Source organism: Pseudomonas spartinae (genome assembly GCF_965197125.1).
Classification (GTDB): Bacteria; Pseudomonadota; Gammaproteobacteria; order Pseudomonadales; family Pseudomonadaceae; genus Aquipseudomonas; species Aquipseudomonas composti_A.
The window spans coordinates 238,291-255,330 of sequence record NZ_CBDAMB010000002.1; the positions used below are offsets into that span (position 1 = coordinate 238,291).

The 17,040-nt window shown below is 63.3% G+C and carries 14 protein-coding genes, 1 tRNA gene and 1 pseudogene; 8 read left to right on the plus strand and 8 right to left on the minus strand.

The window, feature by feature from the left end; all coding sequences use genetic code 11:
- Positions 1 to 58 precede the first annotated feature (58 nt).
- Positions 59 to 1,552, minus strand: coding sequence for an aldehyde dehydrogenase (locus tag ACN8M7_RS04930; protein ID WP_061237284.1), 1,494 nt, complete (start codon positions 1,550 to 1,552; stop codon positions 59 to 61).
- A gap of 255 nt (positions 1,553 to 1,807) precedes the next feature.
- On the opposite strand from ACN8M7_RS04930, the gene ACN8M7_RS04935 reads away from it, so the two are divergent.
- From ACN8M7_RS04935 to ACN8M7_RS04945, 3 genes and pseudogenes are all read left to right on the plus strand, one after another.
- Positions 1,808 to 2,167 carry a cupin domain-containing protein gene (locus tag ACN8M7_RS04935; RefSeq protein ID WP_490259971.1) on the plus strand — a complete coding sequence of 120 codons (360 nt, stop codon included), beginning with the start codon at positions 1,808 to 1,810 and terminating at the stop codon, positions 2,165 to 2,167.
- Positions 2,168 to 2,749: 582 nt separating this feature from the next.
- Positions 2,750 to 3,022 (plus strand): annotated as a pseudogene (locus tag ACN8M7_RS04940) (methyl-accepting chemotaxis protein); the annotation flags it as partial.
- 27 nt (positions 3,023 to 3,049) lie between these two features.
- Positions 3,050 to 3,418, plus strand: coding sequence for a CZB domain-containing protein (locus tag ACN8M7_RS04945; protein WP_490260292.1), 369 nt, complete (start codon positions 3,050 to 3,052; stop codon positions 3,416 to 3,418).
- A gap of 204 nt (positions 3,419 to 3,622) precedes the next feature.
- On the opposite strand, the gene gabT is transcribed toward ACN8M7_RS04945, so the two are convergent.
- Positions 3,623 to 4,903: a 4-aminobutyrate--2-oxoglutarate transaminase gene (gabT, locus tag ACN8M7_RS04950; protein ID WP_061237278.1), complete on the minus strand. Its 1,281-nt coding sequence runs from the start codon at positions 4,901 to 4,903 to the stop codon at positions 3,623 to 3,625.
- A gap of 156 nt (positions 4,904 to 5,059) precedes the next feature.
- Complete coding sequence (gene gabD / locus ACN8M7_RS04955; protein ID WP_061237276.1) at positions 5,060 to 6,511, minus strand: NADP-dependent succinate-semialdehyde dehydrogenase; 1,452 nt, start codon at positions 6,509 to 6,511, stop codon at positions 5,060 to 5,062.
- Between the two features lie 346 nt (positions 6,512 to 6,857).
- On the opposite strand from gabD, the gene ACN8M7_RS04960 reads away from it, so the two are divergent.
- From ACN8M7_RS04960 to ACN8M7_RS04970, 3 genes are all read left to right on the plus strand, one after another.
- Positions 6,858 to 6,934, plus strand: a tRNA-Arg gene (locus ACN8M7_RS04960).
- A 396-nt stretch (positions 6,935 to 7,330) separates the two neighbouring features.
- Positions 7,331 to 8,392 carry an extracellular solute-binding protein gene (locus tag ACN8M7_RS04965; RefSeq protein ID WP_092379276.1) on the plus strand — a complete coding sequence of 354 codons (1,062 nt, stop codon included), beginning with the start codon at positions 7,331 to 7,333 and terminating at the stop codon, positions 8,390 to 8,392.
- Positions 8,393 to 8,534: 142 nt separating this feature from the next.
- Complete coding sequence (locus tag ACN8M7_RS04970; protein ID WP_490259972.1) at positions 8,535 to 10,022, plus strand: aldehyde dehydrogenase family protein; 1,488 nt, start codon at positions 8,535 to 8,537, stop codon at positions 10,020 to 10,022.
- A 111-nt stretch (positions 10,023 to 10,133) separates the two neighbouring features.
- Here the strand turns inward: ACN8M7_RS04970 and ACN8M7_RS04975 are convergent, their stop codons facing one another.
- The 5 genes from ACN8M7_RS04975 to paaN form a co-directional block, all read right to left on the minus strand.
- Complete coding sequence (locus tag ACN8M7_RS04975) at positions 10,134 to 10,520, minus strand: c-type cytochrome (RefSeq protein WP_061237271.1); 387 nt, start codon at positions 10,518 to 10,520, stop codon at positions 10,134 to 10,136.
- Between the two features lie 209 nt (positions 10,521 to 10,729).
- On the minus strand, positions 10,730 to 11,650 hold the full coding sequence (gene feaR, locus ACN8M7_RS04980) for a transcriptional regulator FeaR (protein WP_061237269.1): 921 nt from the start codon (positions 11,648 to 11,650) through the stop codon (positions 10,730 to 10,732).
- Between the two features lie 74 nt (positions 11,651 to 11,724).
- A complete protein-coding gene (gene paaX / locus ACN8M7_RS04985) occupies positions 11,725 to 12,648 on the minus strand; it encodes a phenylacetic acid degradation operon negative regulatory protein PaaX (RefSeq protein WP_061237267.1) in 924 nt (307 codons plus the stop codon).
- Positions 12,649 to 12,739: 91 nt separating this feature from the next.
- Positions 12,740 to 13,339 (minus strand): phenylacetic acid degradation protein PaaY, encoded by a 600-nt coding sequence (gene paaY, locus ACN8M7_RS04990; RefSeq protein ID WP_061237265.1) that lies wholly within the window; start codon positions 13,337 to 13,339, stop codon positions 12,740 to 12,742.
- On the minus strand, positions 13,326 to 15,035 hold the full coding sequence (gene paaN / locus ACN8M7_RS04995) for a phenylacetic acid degradation protein PaaN (protein ID WP_490259973.1): 1,710 nt from the start codon (positions 15,033 to 15,035) through the stop codon (positions 13,326 to 13,328). Before paaN ends, paaY begins: the two co-directional genes overlap by 14 nt.
- 397 nt (positions 15,036 to 15,432) lie before the next feature.
- On the opposite strand from paaN, the gene paaF reads away from it, so the two are divergent.
- Positions 15,433 to 16,206 carry a 2,3-dehydroadipyl-CoA hydratase PaaF gene (gene paaF / locus ACN8M7_RS05000; protein ID WP_490259974.1) on the plus strand — a complete coding sequence of 258 codons (774 nt, stop codon included), beginning with the start codon at positions 15,433 to 15,435 and terminating at the stop codon, positions 16,204 to 16,206.
- A 41-nt stretch (positions 16,207 to 16,247) separates the two neighbouring features.
- The gene (gene paaG, locus ACN8M7_RS05005) at positions 16,248 to 17,039 is read left to right on the plus strand and encodes a 2-(1,2-epoxy-1,2-dihydrophenyl)acetyl-CoA isomerase PaaG (protein WP_061237259.1); all 792 of its coding nucleotides are present in this window, start codon (positions 16,248 to 16,250) and stop codon (positions 17,037 to 17,039) included.
- Position 17,040 lies beyond the last annotated feature (1 nt).

A 17,040-nucleotide genomic window follows, 5' to 3' on the forward strand; every position in this document is an offset into this window, starting at 1 on the left:
TAAATGGGAGAGGGAAGCCGATTGCTGGACCGACGACCAGTAGATCGCCCCGCTAACGTTACAGCTTGATCCAGGTGGACTTCAGCTCGGTGTACTTGTCGAACGCGTGCAGCGACTTGTCGCGGCCGTTACCGGACTGCTTGAAGCCACCGAACGGTGCGGTCATGTCGCCGCCGTCATACTGGTTGATCCACACACTGCCGGCGCGCAGCGCCTTGCCGACCAGATGGGCGCGCGACAGATTGCTGGTCCATACCGCTGCGGCCAGGCCGTAGACGGTGTCGTTGGCGATGGCGATGGCTTCGTCCTGATTGTCGAAACCGATCACCGACAGCACCGGGCCGAAGATCTCTTCCTTGGCGATGCGCATGGCGTTGTTCACACCGTCGAAGATGGTCGGCTCGACGTAGGTGCCGCCGCTCTCTTCCAGCACTCGCTTGCCGCCGGCCACCAGCTTGGCGCCATCGTCATGGCCAGCCTGGATGTAGCTCAGCACGTTGTTCATCTGCGTGGTGTCGACCAGCGCGCCAACGGTGGTCGCCGGGTCCAGCGGGTTGCCCGGTTTCCAGGCCTTGATCGCCTCGACCACCATGGGCACGAACTGGTCCTTGATGCTGTTTTCCACCAGCAGGCGCGAGCCGGCGGTGCACACTTCGCCCTGGTTGAAGGCGATGGCGCTGGCGGCTGACTCGGCAGCGGCCTGCAGGTCCGGCGCGTCGGCGAAGACAATGTTCGGGCTCTTGCCGCCGGCTTCCAGCCAGACGCGCTTCATGTTCGACTCGCCGGCGTAAACCATCAGTTGCTTGGCGATCTTGGTCGACCCGGTGAACACCAGGGTGTCGACGTCCATGTGCAGGGCCAGAGCCTTGCCCACAGTGTGGCCGAAGCCAGGCAGCACGTTGAATACGCCCGCCGGAATACCCGCCTCGATGGCCAGCTGGGCGACACGGATGCCGGTCAGCGGCGACTTCTCGGACGGTTTGAGGATGATCGAGTTACCGGTGGCCAGCGCCGGGCCGAGCTTCCAGCAGGACATCAGCAGCGGGAAGTTCCACGGCACGATAGCGGCGACCACACCCACCGGCTCGCGGGTAACCAGCCCGAGCTGGTCATGCGGCGTGGCGGCGACTTCGTCATAGACCTTGTCGATGGCCTCGCCGCTCCAGCGAATGGCATTGGCCGCGCTGCTGACGTCGATGCTCAGCGAATCGCTGATCGGCTTGCCCATGTCCAGGGTTTCCAGCAGAGCCAGCTCTTCGCCATGCTGCTCGATCAGCGCGGCAAAACGGATCATCACCTTCTTGCGCTGGGCCGGCGCCATGCGTGACCACACGCCAGAGTCGAAGGTGGCGCGGGCGTCCTTGACCGCCAGGTCGGCGTCGGCCTGGTCACAGCTGGCCACCAGGCCGAGCAGGCGGCCATCGACCGGGCTGATGCATTCGAAGGTGGCGCCGGACGCGGCGGCACGGTACTCACCATGTACGAACGCACGCGTTTCGATGGTCAGGGTCTTGGCACGCTGTTCCCAGTCGGCACGAGTCAGGCTAGTCATTCCGGCATCCTCTCAATGGGTGGAAGCGGCGCCCAAAGGAGCGCGCACTGTCAATAATTCTGCAAGGCCAGATCGCTGGCCAAATCCTGTCCGCCACACTAAACCAGAGGGCTGTGGCTTTTCAATATTTTTGACAAAGACTGGCAAAAGCCCTTGTCATGTTCGTTTTTTTAAACATAGACTGCTACCACGATTTCACCCGCGGCCGCCCTGCCGATCACGCGGTAGCCGCCACCGAAACCACGGAACAGCCAGATGAACATCGAGCAGATCGTCGACTTCGCCCAGGCCGGCACGGCCGCCGAACACTACCGCCCGGCGCCGGAAAAGGTGCTCAAGGGCGACCCCGAGCAAAGCGTGCGCAATCACTACAGCAGCCCGTGCGGCCAGTTCAGCACCGGCATCTGGGAAGGCGCAGTCGGTCAGTGGAAGGTGAGCTACACCGAACACGAATACTGCGAGATTCTCCAGGGCGTTTCCGTACTGCGTGACGCCGACGGCAATGCCAAGACCGTACGCGCTGGCGACCGTTTCGTGATTCCCTCCGGTTTCTCCGGCACCTGGGAAGTACTCGAAACCTGCCGCAAGGTGTATGTAATCTTCGAGCCCAAGTAAGTTCCCGAACTCCAGTTGCGTGTCTCCCTCTAGCCCGCCATGTGCGGGCTTTTTTCCGTCTGCGCCTGCTCGGCGTCAATGCGGCGTACGGGCTACAGCTCGATAATTTGATACCGATAACAAAGACCAACGTCATCCGTAGTTTCCCGCCTGGAGTAGCACCCCATGTTCGACCGTAAATTGCGCCAGCAATGCCAAGACCTACAGAATCAGGTCGAGCGTCTTGTTGCCGAGAAGCAGGCCATGCAGCGCGAGCTGGAGGATGCCCGCGAACTGCAGCGACAGACGCAGCAGGAGCAGCATCGACTCAACGCCATGAGCCGCTTTCGCGAGCAACTGCAGGTCGAACTGAACAACTTCCAGGAGTCACTCTCGGCCACCCGTGACGGCGTAGTCGCGCAAGCGGAACAGTTGCGTGTCGAGGTCGAAAAGCAGCGTGAGCACCAAGGCGTGTTCCAGCAAACCTCGACCCTGCTCGCCGGTTTTTCCAACGCACTCGGCGGCATGTCCGAGCAGGGCGTGCAGAGCGTGCAGAGCGTCGAACTGTTGCAGGGGCGGGTCGGCGACATCAGCCGCATCGTCGAGCTGATCAAGGCCATTTCCGACCAGACCAACCTGCTGGCCCTCAACGCCGCCATCGAAGCGGCCCGCGCCGGCGAGCAGGGTCGTGGCTTTGCCGTGGTCGCTGATGAGGTGCGGGCCCTGGCGCAGCGCACCCATCAGGCCACCCAGGAGATCAGCCAGCTCGTCGCCAGCATCAACCAGGAAACCGAGCGCGCCAGCAGTGCCATCGGTCAACTGTCCAACGAGGCCTCACGGCTGTCCGGTGACGTCTCGCAGTCGGCGAGCACACTAGATCGGATGGTCGAGTTGGGCGAGCACATGAATGCCCTGATCGAGCGCATCGCCCTCGGCTCCTTCTGCGAAGCGGTCAAACTCGACCACCTGCTGTTCAAGTTCGAGGTTTACCAACGCCTGCTGCGCAACGACAGCAATACCGGGATGACCGACCACCAGAGCTGCCGCCTGGGCCGCTGGTATCAGGATGGCGAAACCGTCGCTCGTTACGGCAAGACGCGCGGTTATCAGCAACTGGAGGCTCCACATCGCCAGGTGCATGAGGCTGCGCACGAAGCCCTGCACGCCGCGCAGAACCAGGATTGGTCGCGCACCCTGCAGGCTGTAGCGCAGATGGAGCGAGCCAGCCATGACGTCAGCCAGCAACTCGACTCGCTGAGCCGAGGACACTGAGCCCAGCCGTAGCCCGGATGCAGCGGGTAGGGAATCCGTCGCGGCTAAAGCCCCTCCCACAGGCTGTAGCGCACCTGTGGCAGGCGCTTCAGCGGCGACTGGCCAGGGCCGAAGCCCCTGGCTCCAGACAAAAAGACCCGCACGCGGCGGGTCTCAGGTGCGCCCGGTGCGGTCAGCCACGGACGCAGGTACAGCAGGAACGACTCAGGCCAGTTCGTCGAAACACTCGGCAACGATGGCGATGCCCTTCTCCAGCTGCGCGTCAGGGATGGTGACGGGCATCAGGAAGCGGATGACGTTGTAGTAGGTGCCGCACGACAGCAGGATCAGGCCCTTGTCGCGCGCCTTGGCGACGATCTTGCCAACCAGCTCGGCAGCCGGCTTGCTGTGGTCACCGCCTTCGAACAGCTCGATGGCGACCATCGAACCCAGGCCGCGCACATCACCGATCACCTTGTGCTTCTCGGCGATCTTGTTCAGGCCCGCCTTGAGCTTCTCGCCGACGAGGTTGGAGCGCTCCAGCAGCTTCTCTTCGTCGAACACCTTGAGCACGGCCAGGGCCGCGGCGCAGGCGATCGGGCTGCCAGCGTAGGTGCCACCCAGGCCACCAGGGGCGATCTTGTCCATGATCTCGGCCTTGCCGCATACGCCGGAGATCGGGAAGCCGCCGCCGACGGACTTGGCGAAGGTGGTCAGGTCCGGGATCACGCCCAGTTGCTCGGTGGCGAAGAAGGTGCCGGTACGGCCGGCGCCAGTCTGCACTTCGTCAGCGATCAGGAGGATGCCGTGCTGGTCGCACAGGGCGCGCAGGCGCTGCATGAACGGCTTGGAGTTGACGTAGAAGCCACCCTCACCCTGCACCGGCTCGATGATGATCGCGGCGATGTCCTGCGGCTGCGCGTCGTTCTTGAAGACGCGCTCGATGCTGGCGATGGACTCGTCCTCGCTCACACCATGCAGCGGGCACGGCGCCTGGGCGCGGTACACGCCAGCGGGCATCAGGCCCATGCCGGCGGAGTACGGTACCACCTTGCCGGTCAGCGACAGGGTCATCATGGTGCGGCCATGATAGGCGCCGGTGAAGGCAATCACGCCAGCGCGGCCGGTAGCGGCACGGGCGATCTTCACGGCGTTCTCCACGGCTTCGGAGCCGGAGGTGACCAGCAGGGTCTTCTTGGCGAAGTCACCCGGCACGCGCTTGGCGATCTCTTCGCAGAGCTCGATGTAGGGCTCGTACGCCAGCACCTGGAAGCAGGTGTGGCTCAGCTTGGTCAGCTGTTCCTGAACGGCGGCGACCACTTTCGGGTGCAGGTGGCCGGTGTTCAGCACCGCAATGCCGCCGGCGAAGTCGATGTACTCGCGGCCTTCGACGTCCCACACGGTGGCGTTCTCGGCGCGCTCGGCGACGATCGGGTGGATCTGACCGACACCGCGCGGTACGGCGGCCTGGCGGCGTTGCAGCAGGGATTCGTTGGTCTTGCTCATGGTGTCCTCATGGTCGCCCCCCAGCGGGTGGTCGGTTCAGCATGCGATGATCGACTGAACCGGGCCGCGAGGGACTCAATAGGGTTACGACTTACAACCGGGGCGCCGCACGCTCTTTCGCACCTTGCCCCGTCTTGGAAATCAGCGATTTCCGAATCAGATTCCACCGAGGCACATGTACTTGATCTCGAGATAGTCCTCGATCCCGTACTTGGAGCCTTCGCGGCCCAGGCCGGAAGCTTTCACACCGCCGAACGGCGCGACTTCGTTGGAGATCAGGCCGGTGTTGATACCCACCATGCCGTACTCCAGCGCCTCGGCCACGCGGAACACGCGGCCCAGATCGCGGGCATAGAAGTAGGAGGCCAGGCCGAACTCGGTATCGTTGGCCATGGCGACCACCTCGGCCTCGTCCTTGAAGCGGAACAGCGGCGCCAGCGGGCCGAAGGTCTCTTCCTTGGCCACGGCGGCGGTCTTCGGCACGTCGAGCAGAATGGTCGGCTCGAAGAAGGTGCCACCGAGGGCGTGCGGCTTGCCGCCCAGGGCCAGCTTGGCGCCCTTGTTCACGGCATCGGCGATGTGCTCCTGAACCTTGGCCACGGCCTTCTCGTCGATCAGCGGACCGGTGGTGGTGCCGTCTTCCAGACCGTTACCGATCTTCAGCTTGGCCACGGCGGCGATCAGCTTCTCGGCGAAGGCCTCGTAGACACCGTCCTGCACGTAGATACGGTTGGCGCAGACGCAGGTCTGGCCGTTGTTGCGGTACTTGGAGATCAGCGCGCCTTCGACGGCAGCGTCCAGGTCGGCGTCATCGAAGACGATGAACGGCGCGTTACCACCCAGCTCCAGCGACACCTTCTTGATGTCCTGGGCGCATTCGGCCATCAGCTGGCGACCGATCTCGGTCGAGCCGGTGAAGGACAGCTTGCGCACGATCGGGTTGCTGGTCAGCTCGCCACCCACTTCGCCGGCGCTGCCGGTGACCACGCTCAGCACACCTTTCGGGATTCCGGCGCGCTCGGCCAGCTCGACCAGGGCCAGGGCGGAGAACGGGGTCTGCGAAGCCGGCTTGATCACCATGGTGCAACCGGCGGCCAGTGCCGGGCCGGCCTTGCGGGTGATCATCGCGGCAGGGAAGTTCCACGGCGTGATGGCCGCGGTGACGCCGATCGGCTGCTTGATCACGATCAGGCGCTTGTCCGGCTGGTGGCCGGGGATCACGTCACCGTAGACGCGCTTGGCCTCTTCGGCGAACCACTCGATGAACGACGCGGCATAGGCGATCTCGCCCTTGGCTTCGGCCAGCGGCTTGCCCTGCTCCAGGGTCATCAGGCGGCCCAGGTCATCCTGGTTTTCCATCAGCAGCTCGAACCAGCGACGCAGCTTGTTCGCACGCTCCTTGGCGGTCAGCGCACGCCAGGCCGGCAGCGCTTTCTCAGCGGCCTCGATGGCGCGGCGGGTCTCAGCACGGCCCATCTTCGGCACATGGCCGATGATCTCGCCAGTGGCCGGATTGTTCACGGCAATGGTCTGACCGCTGTCGGCGTCCAACCACTGGCCATCGATATAAGCCTGTTGGCGCAGCAGCTGGGGGTCTTTCAGTTGCATGGCAGTCTCCTTCAGTTCCGACACCCGGGCGTCGGCGTAAGTCGTTGGAGTCACGGGCAGAGCCCGCAAGGTCGAAACGAGCCGTGCGGGGCCTGATAATTGATTCAGAACCGTTGAACGTGCGAGGGTTCAGAATGACTGAACACGCCGTTTGAAATCTCAAACGAATCCTAGGATCGGCAAGGGTAAAGGGCAATAGGCGGCCAAGGAAAATCCATAAAATAATGGCAAAAACTTCTCAGAAGGCCGTTCTGGCAGCGCAAAAGTGTAAAGTGCGTTTTAAATAATGCACAGTCATGCAGAATGGACGCTAACCGCCGAGATGCGTATGATTGCGCCCCGCAACGCACTCGTAGCTCAGCTGGATAGAGTACTGCCCTCCGAAGGCAGGGGTCGTGGGTTCGAATCCCGCCGAGTGCGCCAGATAACGAAAGGCCCCAGATGAAAATCTGGGGCCTTTTTGTTTCTGCAGCCACTCAACTCAAGGCGCCGTCTGATAGACGTCATACGGCAAAGATGAGATCCGCCCGCGACGCGCCTTTTAACTCGTTGCCCATCTCCTGCTCGTTCCGGCTACCGCCATACCAAAGCAGCTCGCTCATTCTCCAGAAGCAGCAACTGGGCCGCACGCGCATTGGCCTGCCCGCATGCAGGTGCTTATCGCCCCGGCCACAGCCCGTGATCGTTTGGCACACCGACACCAGAACTTGGCACCCAGAAGCAAACTCCAGCGGGCCGATCTGGCTTAAATGGCTTGCAGAAGTCCAGCACTCGGCAGTTTGAACGCTGGACGAACGTCAATGCCTGCGGAGGTGCCCGATGAAAGTACTGCTTGCCTTGCTCGCTCTGCTGGCAACCATCGCTCAGGCGCATGCCGAACAGGTGGTGCGCGTATACGGGTGGAAGGACTACCTGGCCCCTGACGTGCTCAGAGATTTTCAGCAGCAAACCGGTATTACCGTCGATTACCAGACCTATACCAGCACCGACGAGTTGCGCCAGGCGCTCAGTGATGGCTCGCACTATGACCTGGTGATGCCGAGCCACTTCATGCTCGAACAACTGATCGAGGAGCAGCGCCTCACGCCGTTGGATACCAGGCAACTGACGCACTACGCCGAACTCGACCCCTGGCTGCTGACGATTCTCGCCGGTCTGCCACAGGCCAACCGTTACGCAGTGCCCTATCTATGGGGCTCCACCGGGCTGGTAATCGCCCCAGACCTGGCGCAAGCCAGCTACGGCGCTCCCCCGCCCAACAGCTGGAAGCTGATGTTCGAGGCCGCCGAAACAGAACGGCTCAGCACATGCGGCGTAGCGATGCTGGACGCTTCCGATGAGACCTCATCAGTGCTGCTCAACTACCGCGGGCGGCGCCTGTCGCGTATCACCAACCGCCAGTTGATCAAGCAACTGGACGGATTGAAGGCCGTCACGCCGTTCATTCGCACGATGAACAACTGGGACTTCGTCGACGACCTCATAAACGGCAAGCTGTGTCTGGCCATGGCCTGGAGCGGCCATGCCGTGCGTGCGATGCAGGACAATCCGAAGCTCGTCTACCGCATTCCGGAAGAAGGCGCGGCGATCTTCATCGATACCCTGGCGATCCCGAGCGATGCCGCCAACCCGCAACTGGCCTACCGCCTGCTCGATTTCCTGATCGACCCACCAATCGCACTGCGCAACGCGCTCAACTCTCGTTTCTATGCACCGCTGCCTAACGAGACGCCAGCCATGCAGAGCTTCGCAAAAGCGCACCCGGCACAGGTGCTGACGACCGATCAAAGACGACGCAGTTATCTGCTCGAGAGCGTGCCCACCTCACAACGCAAGATCCTCGATGAAGCCTGGCAGGACCTGAAGAGGAACCGCTATTGAAGCCCCAGGCGATTGAGGCGCTCTCGGCATGCGCGCCCTGGATAGGGCGCGGCAAGCAGCACAGCGACAAAGCAGCAAATTCCCCTACGAGGCCCCGCCAATACCAACAAGCTCGGGCCACTCAAGCCCCTCAGGAGACCCCATGAGCGAAATTCAGTTACTGCCCAAAGTACGCCAATACCTGCAACGCGATCACGGCCACTTCATCGACGGCCAGTACCGTAGCGGCAGCGGCGACAAGCGTATTCCCGTCGTCAACCCCGCCAATGGCGAGGTCATCGCACAGGTCAATGGCGCGACAGCCAGTGAGGTCGAAGAGGCCTGCCTGTCCTCCCGACGCGCCTTCAGTGGCGAGTGGGCGCAGACGTCGCCCTATCAACGCGGCCTGATTCTCAATCGTCTGGCCGACCTCATCGAGGCCAACGGCGAGGAACTGGCGCAACTGGAAACCCAGTGCTCGGGCAAGCATATTCAGCTGTCGCGCATGTTCGAGGTTGGTCAAAGCGCGATGTTCCTGCGCTACTACGCCGGCTGGGCCACCAAGATCAGCGGCGAGACCATGACCCCGTCGTTCCCGTCCATGGCCGGCGAGCAGTACACCGCTATGACGCGCCGTGAGCCAGTCGGCGTGGTCGCGGGCATCGTGCCCTGGAATTTCTCGGTAATGATCGCCATCTGGAAGCTCGGCGCAGCCCTGGCAACCGGCTGCACGCTGATCCTCAAGCCGAGCGAATTCACCCCGATCACCCTGCTGCGCCTGGCCGAACTGGCCATAGAAGCAGGCTTACCGGCAGGCGTACTGAACGTGGTCAACGGTACGGGTGAAGTCGGTGCACAGCTGATCGAACACCCCAAGGTAGCCAAGGTTTCGTTCACCGGCTCGGTTCCAACGGGCCTCAAAGTCGGTCAGAGCGCAATGGCCGCCAACCTGACCCGCGTGACCCTGGAGCTGGGCGGCAAGAACGCCGCAGCACTCTTGCCCGATGCGGATATCGATGCCGCCGTGGCCGGCCTGATCCAGACGGGCTACGTGCACCAGGGCCAGGTCTGCGCCTCGCCGGAGCGCATCTACGTGCACCGCTCGCAGCTCGATGAAACCCTGGCCAAGTTCGCCGCAGCGGTGAAGGGCATGAGCATTGGCTCGCCACTGGACGAGAGCGTGCAGTTCGGCCCGCTGGCCAACAAGCCGCAGTTCGACAAGGTGTCGCAATTTCTCGCCGCGGCCCGCCATGACAACCAGGTCATCTGTGGCGGCAACCCGCTTGCGGGCTCGGGCTTCTACGTCGAACCCACCGTGCTCCTGGCCAACGGCCCGCAGGATCGCTTCCTGTACGAGGAAACCTTCGGCCCGATTCTCTGCGTAGTGCCTTACGACGAAGTGGATGAACTGCCGGCACTGATCAATGACTCGCCCTTCGGCCTCACCGCCAGCATCTGGACCAACGACCTGTCCCGCGCGCTGCGCCTGATCCCGCAGATCGAGGCAGGCACGGTCTACGTCAACATGCACACCTTCCTCGACCCATCGGTGCCCTTCGGCGGCATCAAGGCATCCGGCATGGGGCGCGAGTTCGGCAGCGCCTTCATCGATGACTATACCGAGCTGAAGTCGGTGCTCATTCGCTACTGAGGGTAGGGCGCCCGGCCAGATTCGCTGGTCGGGCGCCTTGCTGCATGCGCGCGGGTGCAGCCGATGAGATTGAAACGACGGGCAGTTGCGCTGCAGTGCCCGCTGCTCGGGTTACTTCTGCGTGCTCAGGAAGCACGCCACTGCCTGGCGATCCTCGGCATTCGCCAGGCCCATGTAGGGCATGTAGGTACCGGCCACGAATGCCTGAGGTGAAGCGATGAACTGCTCCAGGCTTTGCATCTGCCATTCGACCGCCTTCGCCTTCATCGCCTGGGAATAGCTGAAACCAGGCAGACTCCCCGAGGTTCGACCAAACAGGCCCTTGAGATTCGGCCCCATCTTGGTGGCACCGCCCACGGCGACCGAATGGCACACCGAGCATTCGCTGGTAAACAGCGCCTCACCCTTGTGCTGCTGCGCAGTGGTGCATTGCGCCGCGAACACAGGCGCAGACAGCAGCAGGCAGCCAAGGCCGGCCAGCTTGGTTAGGGTTTTCAAAGCAGAACCTCACATCATCCAGTTTCTGAACAGGCCAGCGGCGATGTCGCCAAACTCAGCCGTTTGCCCTCTGGATTGTCCTCGCTCGGCAGCGAGGGGGTTTTATTGCCTGTGCCAGGCCCCTTTGCCAACTTGCCAAAATGGGAAAAGCGCCGCGCCAGCCCCTGACAGAGGCCGGCGGCCACGCGCACGACTGATACAGGCTGCGCCTAGCGCCCGCTGTAGCGCTTGCGGTAATCGCTCGGGGATACCCCGAAGCGCGCCTTGAAGGCCGTGGAGAAGTAGCTGGAGTCGGTAAAACCCCATTCGTAGCCCAGAGCCGAGAGCTTCTGCTCGCTGCCGGCCTGACGCAGCGTCTCGGCGCAGAAGTCCAAGCGCCGGTTCTTGATGTACTGCGCCACGACCAGGCCCTTCTTGGCGAACATGCGATACAGACCCCGCATCGAAACACCCACCTCCCGGGCGATGGCCTCCGGGCAGAGCTCCTCGCTGCAGATATGTTCGTCAATGAAACGCAGCGTCTTGCGGAACAGCCGCTCGTGGGCGTCGGGAACGCTATCGCTGGCACACAACACGGGCCGCAACAGGCTGACCAATGCCTCGAGGGTCGCCTCGCTCTCGCTGACGCTCAACGCACCCTGCTGGGTCGACTCGAGAATCAGGCGGTTGGCCATTGCCGCCATCGGCGCGCTGGCGGGAATGCGCTGAGCGCAATGCACTTCGGTGAAGCGCCGACTCTGCTCAAGCAGGTGGCGCGGAAGGATCAGGGAGATCTGCCGCGAAGAATCCTCGTAGAGAAAATTGTTCGGCACGCTGGAGTCGATCAGGGTGATATCGCCTGGCTGCATTTCCACGCAGTTACCCGCTTGCTCCATGCCTGCACGCCCCGACAACTGGGACACCAGGTAGAAATGCTTGCAGTCACTCTGCGCTATTTCCTTCGACGAGCGAAACAGGCGCGCCTGGGTAATGTCAACGAAACTCAATCTCAGCGCACCCGTCTGGTGCTCACGGATGGAGCCGGAGAATCCTTCACCCAGGCATTGGGCATCGAAATGCCCGCACACTTGATTGACGTCATGCAGCCAGCCATCGAAGCGGCCGGCTATTTCTGCTCGTAAGATCGTCATGGCTTTAGAGCCTCACACTCGGCTGGATCTTGTTATAGGTTGCCGCTGTGCCAGATTGTTACCGTCAGCAGTTACTACTTTAGCCCTCCGAAACGCTGATAGAAACTTTCACTGGCATCAGGCAGAGGGCCATCGGCCGTTTCCAGCGTGGCATTCAGCCAGGCCTCGGCACTGCAATAGATGAGACGGTAAATATTGCGACACAGCTGACGTGCAGCACGCCCTTCCCAGTCGCCCGGGAGGAGTTCATCCGGCAACTGCGGATCGCGCAGCAGCAACCGGCGATACTCATGGATCAGCAAGGTTCGCGCCAGAAAGCAGTCTGCAGGCTTCAGGCTTTCCTGCTCCCTCAACTCCTTCCACAGCGGGCGGAACAGCTGGATGAATTCACTGTAATGCCTGCCCAGCTCATCGATGTTCCAGCTCTCGCGAACCTGGGCGCGCAGCGCTCTCGAAGCCAGGACATCCTGGGTACGGGTCTCGAAGATGATGCTGTCGTCCAGGGCATCGAGCTCCTGCAGCGTCGCGCTGACGTCGACCCGGTCGCAGCGGGGATTGGCCAGCACCGTCGGCGCGATTGCACCAAAACCTTGCCACTCCAGCTCTTCACGCACCTGTTTGCGCTTGTCCTGCGACAACTGCGAAAGCACCACCAGGCACCAGGCACCGTCCCACACCGGCACACTGGAGCTGTAGACCCGCTTGAAGGCCTTCTCGAAGCGGCGCCGACCGGCGCCGGTTAGGCTGTAATAACTGCGCCGCCCGACCTTCTCGGCGCTCAACCAGCCTTCCTTGGTCAGACGAAAGATCGAAGTGCGGATCAGCCGCTCGTTGATGCCCATGGGCTCGAGCAACTGAATCAGGCTACCCAGCCACACGGTACCGCCATGGGGTTCTATGGCATCGCCGTACAGGGTGATGATCAGCGAGCTGGCGCGAATCGGCGTCTGCTGCTGGAAGCGGGTGATGAGTTGGTCCAAGGGAGCAAGCGAAGTCATGGGCATTCTGGAAGCGGAAAAGATGCCGAATATACCCGCTGGTACTTCGGCATGACCATCGGCGCGGGGCGCCGTTTCGAGTTCAGCGGGCTCATGGCGACGAACTCCCCTTGGGCCGCAGTCCCCGGTCGGCGATGCGTGGCCGCTGCGCCTCGACGGCCGGCAGCGGTTCGCAGACCGCGAGGCTCTCCATGCAACGCCGAGCCAGCACCTGGTATTCATGGGTGCCTGTGCGTTTCCAGGCCACTTCCTCATCGCTGAGGCTGCGTTTGACCTGCGCCGGCGCGCCCATCACCAGTGACTGCTCGGGGCAGCTGAAACCTGCCTTGACGAAGGCAGTGGCAGAAACGAAGGAGCGCGCGGCGATCTCGGCGCCATCCATCACCACGGCATTCATGCCCACCAGTACGTCTTCGCCAATTTGGCAGCCATGCAGCACGGCGCCGTGGCCGATATGGCCATTGCGCCCGACCACGGTGTCGCTGTCGGGAAAGCCATGCATGACGCAGGTGTCCTGGATGTTGGCGCCTTCTTCGAGGATGATCCGGCCGAAATCGCCACGCAGACTGGCCAGCGGCCCGACATAGCAGCCCGGGCCGATGATCACGTCGCCGATCAACACCGCGCTGGGATGTACGTAGGCCGTGGGGTGCACCACAGGCACCAGGCCATCGAGGCTATAGCAGGTCATCGGCACGCTCCCAGGCAGCGACATGACGGCGACTCTGCACCACGACGAAACGCCGCACGACGAAGGCCATGTCGGTAATCGAGGCGTTCGCCGCCGGGTTGCCGCCGCTGGCATGAAAATCACTGAAGGCAGCCGACTGGTTGACCAGCACGCCGCCATCGAGGTTGATCGACAATGCCACCGCCACCTCCTGGGACAGCGCTTCGGCACGCTCCAGCACCTTGTCGTCGGTGCTGTAGACGCCCAGGGTCAGGGCGCCTTTCTCGGCGATCAGCTCACCGGCGAGTTGCAGGCTGTGGGCACTGTCGTCGGTGGCGATGACGAAGGCGATGGGGCCAAAACGTTCTTCGCCATAGGCCTCCCTGGCGCTGGCATCGACCTGCAACAGCAGCGGCGTGTGCACGCGCGCCCCCGGAAATTGCGGATGCTCGCGAACTTCGCTGTCGAGCAGTAGTTCACCCAGCCTCCGGCAAGCCTGGATACGCTCGGCAGTAGCGTCCGACTGGATGGCGCCGAGCACCGCGCAGGCGCGCTCGTTGTCGCCGAGAAAGTCCCGAATGGCGCTGGCCAGCCCCTCGGCCACCTCAGCGAAGGACAGCTGGCCGTCGGCAGTGGCGATACCGCCGCGCGGCACATAGATGGCCTGAGGGGTGGTGCACATCTGCCCGGAATAGAGGCTCAGAGAGAGCGCCAGGTTGCGCGCCACGGCCTGGAAATCCCGCACGCTGTCGATGATCACGCTGTTGATGCCAGCTTTCTCGGTGAAGACCTGAGCCTGCCGCGCATTGGCCTCCAGCCAGTTGCCGAAGGCGCTGGAGCCGGTGAAATCCACCAACTTCACCCGCGCATCCAGCGCCAGGCGCTGACTCACGGGGGCCTCGGGAGTATCGACCACAAGACTGACCAGGGCCGGATCGAAGCCCAGCTCAGCCAGCACCTGTTGCGCCACCTTGACGCTCATCGCCAGCGGCAGGATGGCGCCAGGGTGCGCCTTGACCATGACCGGGTTGCCGCTGACCAGGCTGGCGAACAGCCCGGGGTAGGTGTTCCAGGTCGGGAAGGTGGAACAGCCGATCACCAACGCCAGGCCGCGCGGCACGATGTGCCAGCGCTTGTTCAACAGCAGCGGCGCCTGCTTGCCCTGTGGCTTGATCCAACTGGCGGTCTCCGGCACCGCGGCCATGGCCTGCCAGGCATAGGCCAGCACCTCCAGAGCACGATCCTGGGCATGCGGCCCGCCAGCCTGGAACGCCATCATGTAAGCCTGTCCACTGGTATGCATCACGGCATGCGCCAGCGTCGGGCTCAGCGCATTGAGACGCTGCAGTATTTCCATGCAGGCCCCCAGGCGCGCGCGCGGCCCGGCATCACGCCAGGCCGGCAGAGCCGCCTGCAGGCGCGTCATCAGCGCATCGGCATCGTACTGGTCGTAGCTCACGCCCAGCTCCAGCCCATAAGGGGAGCGCTCGCTCCCTACTCGCGCCAGCGGGTCCGGCCCTTCCAGCTCGAAATGCCGCCCCAGCAGCGCCTCGAATTGCGCCTGTGCGTTCTGCACCGAGGCCTCCGGGTACTGCTTGAGGCTCTCGGGGAACGGCGACCAGTAGCCCCGCTCGCCAATGGCCTCGACGGCACGTTGCAGGGTCGGGCGGTGACGCTCGAACAACTCGATAGCGGCAACCTGGGCTTGCGTGGACATGAAGAACTCCTCGACCCATACAGGCCTTGAAATGGCGCAAATAAACACGCTTTGTTTCATTTTTTGTATCACATAAGAAAAATATAGAAAAGCGCAAGTTTCTGTATCGGATGCCAGACACCCCTGCGCAAACCCCACAAACACGTCAAGAACGCCGAATAAAGCCAGGCTTTAGCATGGCCAGGGCAATCCAACGACCGCATGCCCGCGCCATTACCACCACAAAAAGACACGTAAATATTATTTTTTACTCTTGTTTTGTATCGCTTCGTGCATATACTCGAAGCCAGGTCGAGCCGTGAACTAGCGGCTCGCCTCCGCGAAGGGCACCGCCCCGAGCCACTAATCAATAAGAGCGGCTGGCACCAAGCCGCGCGTGCAGCAGAGGACGTTCGCCATGCCTCGTACCCTTGCCGTCCTGCAGCCAGAGCAGGGCGTCCGCCTGATCACCTTGCAGCGCCCCGAGGCGCTCAATGCGCTGAACACCGAATTGCTCGCCGAGCTGGCCAGCGAACTGGATCTCGCCGAGCAGGACATCAACACCCGCGTGGTGGTCATCACCGGCAGCCGCAAGGCATTCGCCGCCGGCGCCGATATCAAGGAAATGGCCGAGCGCGATCTGGTGGGCATCCTCAATGACCCACGCCTGGCGCACTGGCAGCGCATCACCCGCTTCAGCAAACCGCTGATCGCCGCCATCAATGGCTTCTGCCTGGGCGGAGGCTGCGAGCTGGCCATGCACGCCGACATCCTCATCGCCGGCGAGGACGCGCGCTTCGGCCAGCCGGAAATCAACCTCGGCATCATGCCCGGCGCTGGCGGCACCCAGCGCCTGCTACGCGCGGTGGGCAAATCCCTGGCCATGCAGATGGTGCTCGGTGGCGAGTCCATCGACGCCCGCCACGCCCTGCGTGCCGGACTGGTCAGCGAAGTGACCCAGCCTGAATTCACGGTCGAGCGGGCCATGGCCATCGCCCGCCTGATCGCCCAGAAGGCGCCGCTGGCCGTGCGCCTGGCGAAAGAGGCCGTGCTCAAGGCCGAGGACACCGACCTGGCCAGCGGCCTGCGCTTCGAGCGCCACGCCTTCACCCTGCTCGCCGGCACCCGCGACCGCGACGAAGGCATCCGCGCCTTCCAGGAAAAGCGTCGTCCCGACTTCACCGGCCAGTGACCACTGGCCACCCTCTCCCGCCGCACCGGAGCGCCCGAAACATGACCTTCGACCACATCCTCTTTGCCATCGAGGCGGGTGTCGCCACCCTCAGCCTCAATCGCCCAGAGCAACTGAACAGCTTCAACGCCAAGATGCACGGCGAAGTCCGCGAAGCCCTCAAGCAGGTACGCCAGAACCCGGAGGTTCGCGTCCTGTTGCTGACTGGTGAGGGCCGTGGCTTCTGCGCCGGTCAGGATCTGGCCGACCGCAACGTCGCGCCGGACAGCGCCGCGCCGGATCTGGGCGCCTCCATCGAGCAGTTCTACAACCCGCTGATCCGCACCCTGCGCGACCTGCCCATGCCGGTGATCTGCGCGGTCAACGGCGTCGCCGCCGGCGCCGGAGCCAATATCCCCCTGGCTTGCGACCTGGTGCTGGCCGCCCGTTCCGCCAGCTTCATCCAGGCCTTCTGCAAGATCGGCCTGATCCCCGACTCCGGCGGCACCTGGACCCTGCCACGCCTGGTCGGCATGGCCCGTGCCAAGGCCCTGGCCCTGCTGGGCGAGCGCCTCAGCGCCGAGCAGGCCGAGCAGTGGGGGTTGATCTACCGCGTGGTGGACGACGCCGAGCTGCGCGACGAAGCCCTCAAGCTGGCCCGCCATCTGGCGACCCAGCCCACCTACGGCCTGGCGCTGATCAAGCGCAGCCTCAACGCCAGCCTGAACAACGGCTTCGACGAGCAACTGGAACTGGAGCGCGATCTGCAGCGCCTGGCCGGTCGCAGCGAGGACTACCGCGAGGGCGTCAGCGCCTTCATGGCCAAACGCACCCCTGCCTTCAAAGGACGCTGAG

Coding starts and splice junctions, on each gene's coding strand:
- ACN8M7_RS04930 (WP_061237284.1), bottom strand. CDS start 1,552: ATGACTAGCCTGACTCGTGCCGACTGGGAACAGCGTGCCAAGACCCTG.
- ACN8M7_RS04935 (WP_490259971.1), top strand. CDS start 1,808: ATGAACATCGAGCAGATCGTCGACTTCGCCCAGGCCGGCACGGCCGCC.
- ACN8M7_RS04945 (WP_490260292.1), top strand. CDS start 3,050: ATGAATGCCCTGATCGAGCGCATCGCCCTCGGCTCCTTCTGCGAAGCG.
- gabT (WP_061237278.1), bottom strand. CDS start 4,903: ATGAGCAAGACCAACGAATCCCTGCTGCAACGCCGCCAGGCCGCCGTA.
- gabD (WP_061237276.1), bottom strand. CDS start 6,511: ATGCAACTGAAAGACCCCCAGCTGCTGCGCCAACAGGCTTATATCGAT.
- ACN8M7_RS04965 (WP_092379276.1), top strand. CDS start 7,331: ATGAAAGTACTGCTTGCCTTGCTCGCTCTGCTGGCAACCATCGCTCAG.
- ACN8M7_RS04970 (WP_490259972.1), top strand. CDS start 8,535: ATGAGCGAAATTCAGTTACTGCCCAAAGTACGCCAATACCTGCAACGC.
- feaR (WP_061237269.1), bottom strand. CDS start 11,650: ATGACGATCTTACGAGCAGAAATAGCCGGCCGCTTCGATGGCTGGCTG.
- paaX (WP_061237267.1), bottom strand. CDS start 12,648: ATGACTTCGCTTGCTCCCTTGGACCAACTCATCACCCGCTTCCAGCAG.
- paaY (WP_061237265.1), bottom strand. CDS start 13,339: ATGACCTGCTATAGCCTCGATGGCCTGGTGCCTGTGGTGCACCCCACG.
- paaN (WP_490259973.1), bottom strand. CDS start 15,035: ATGTCCACGCAAGCCCAGGTTGCCGCTATCGAGTTGTTCGAGCGTCAC.
- paaF (WP_490259974.1), top strand. CDS start 15,433: ATGCCTCGTACCCTTGCCGTCCTGCAGCCAGAGCAGGGCGTCCGCCTG.
- paaG (WP_061237259.1), top strand. CDS start 16,248: ATGACCTTCGACCACATCCTCTTTGCCATCGAGGCGGGTGTCGCCACC.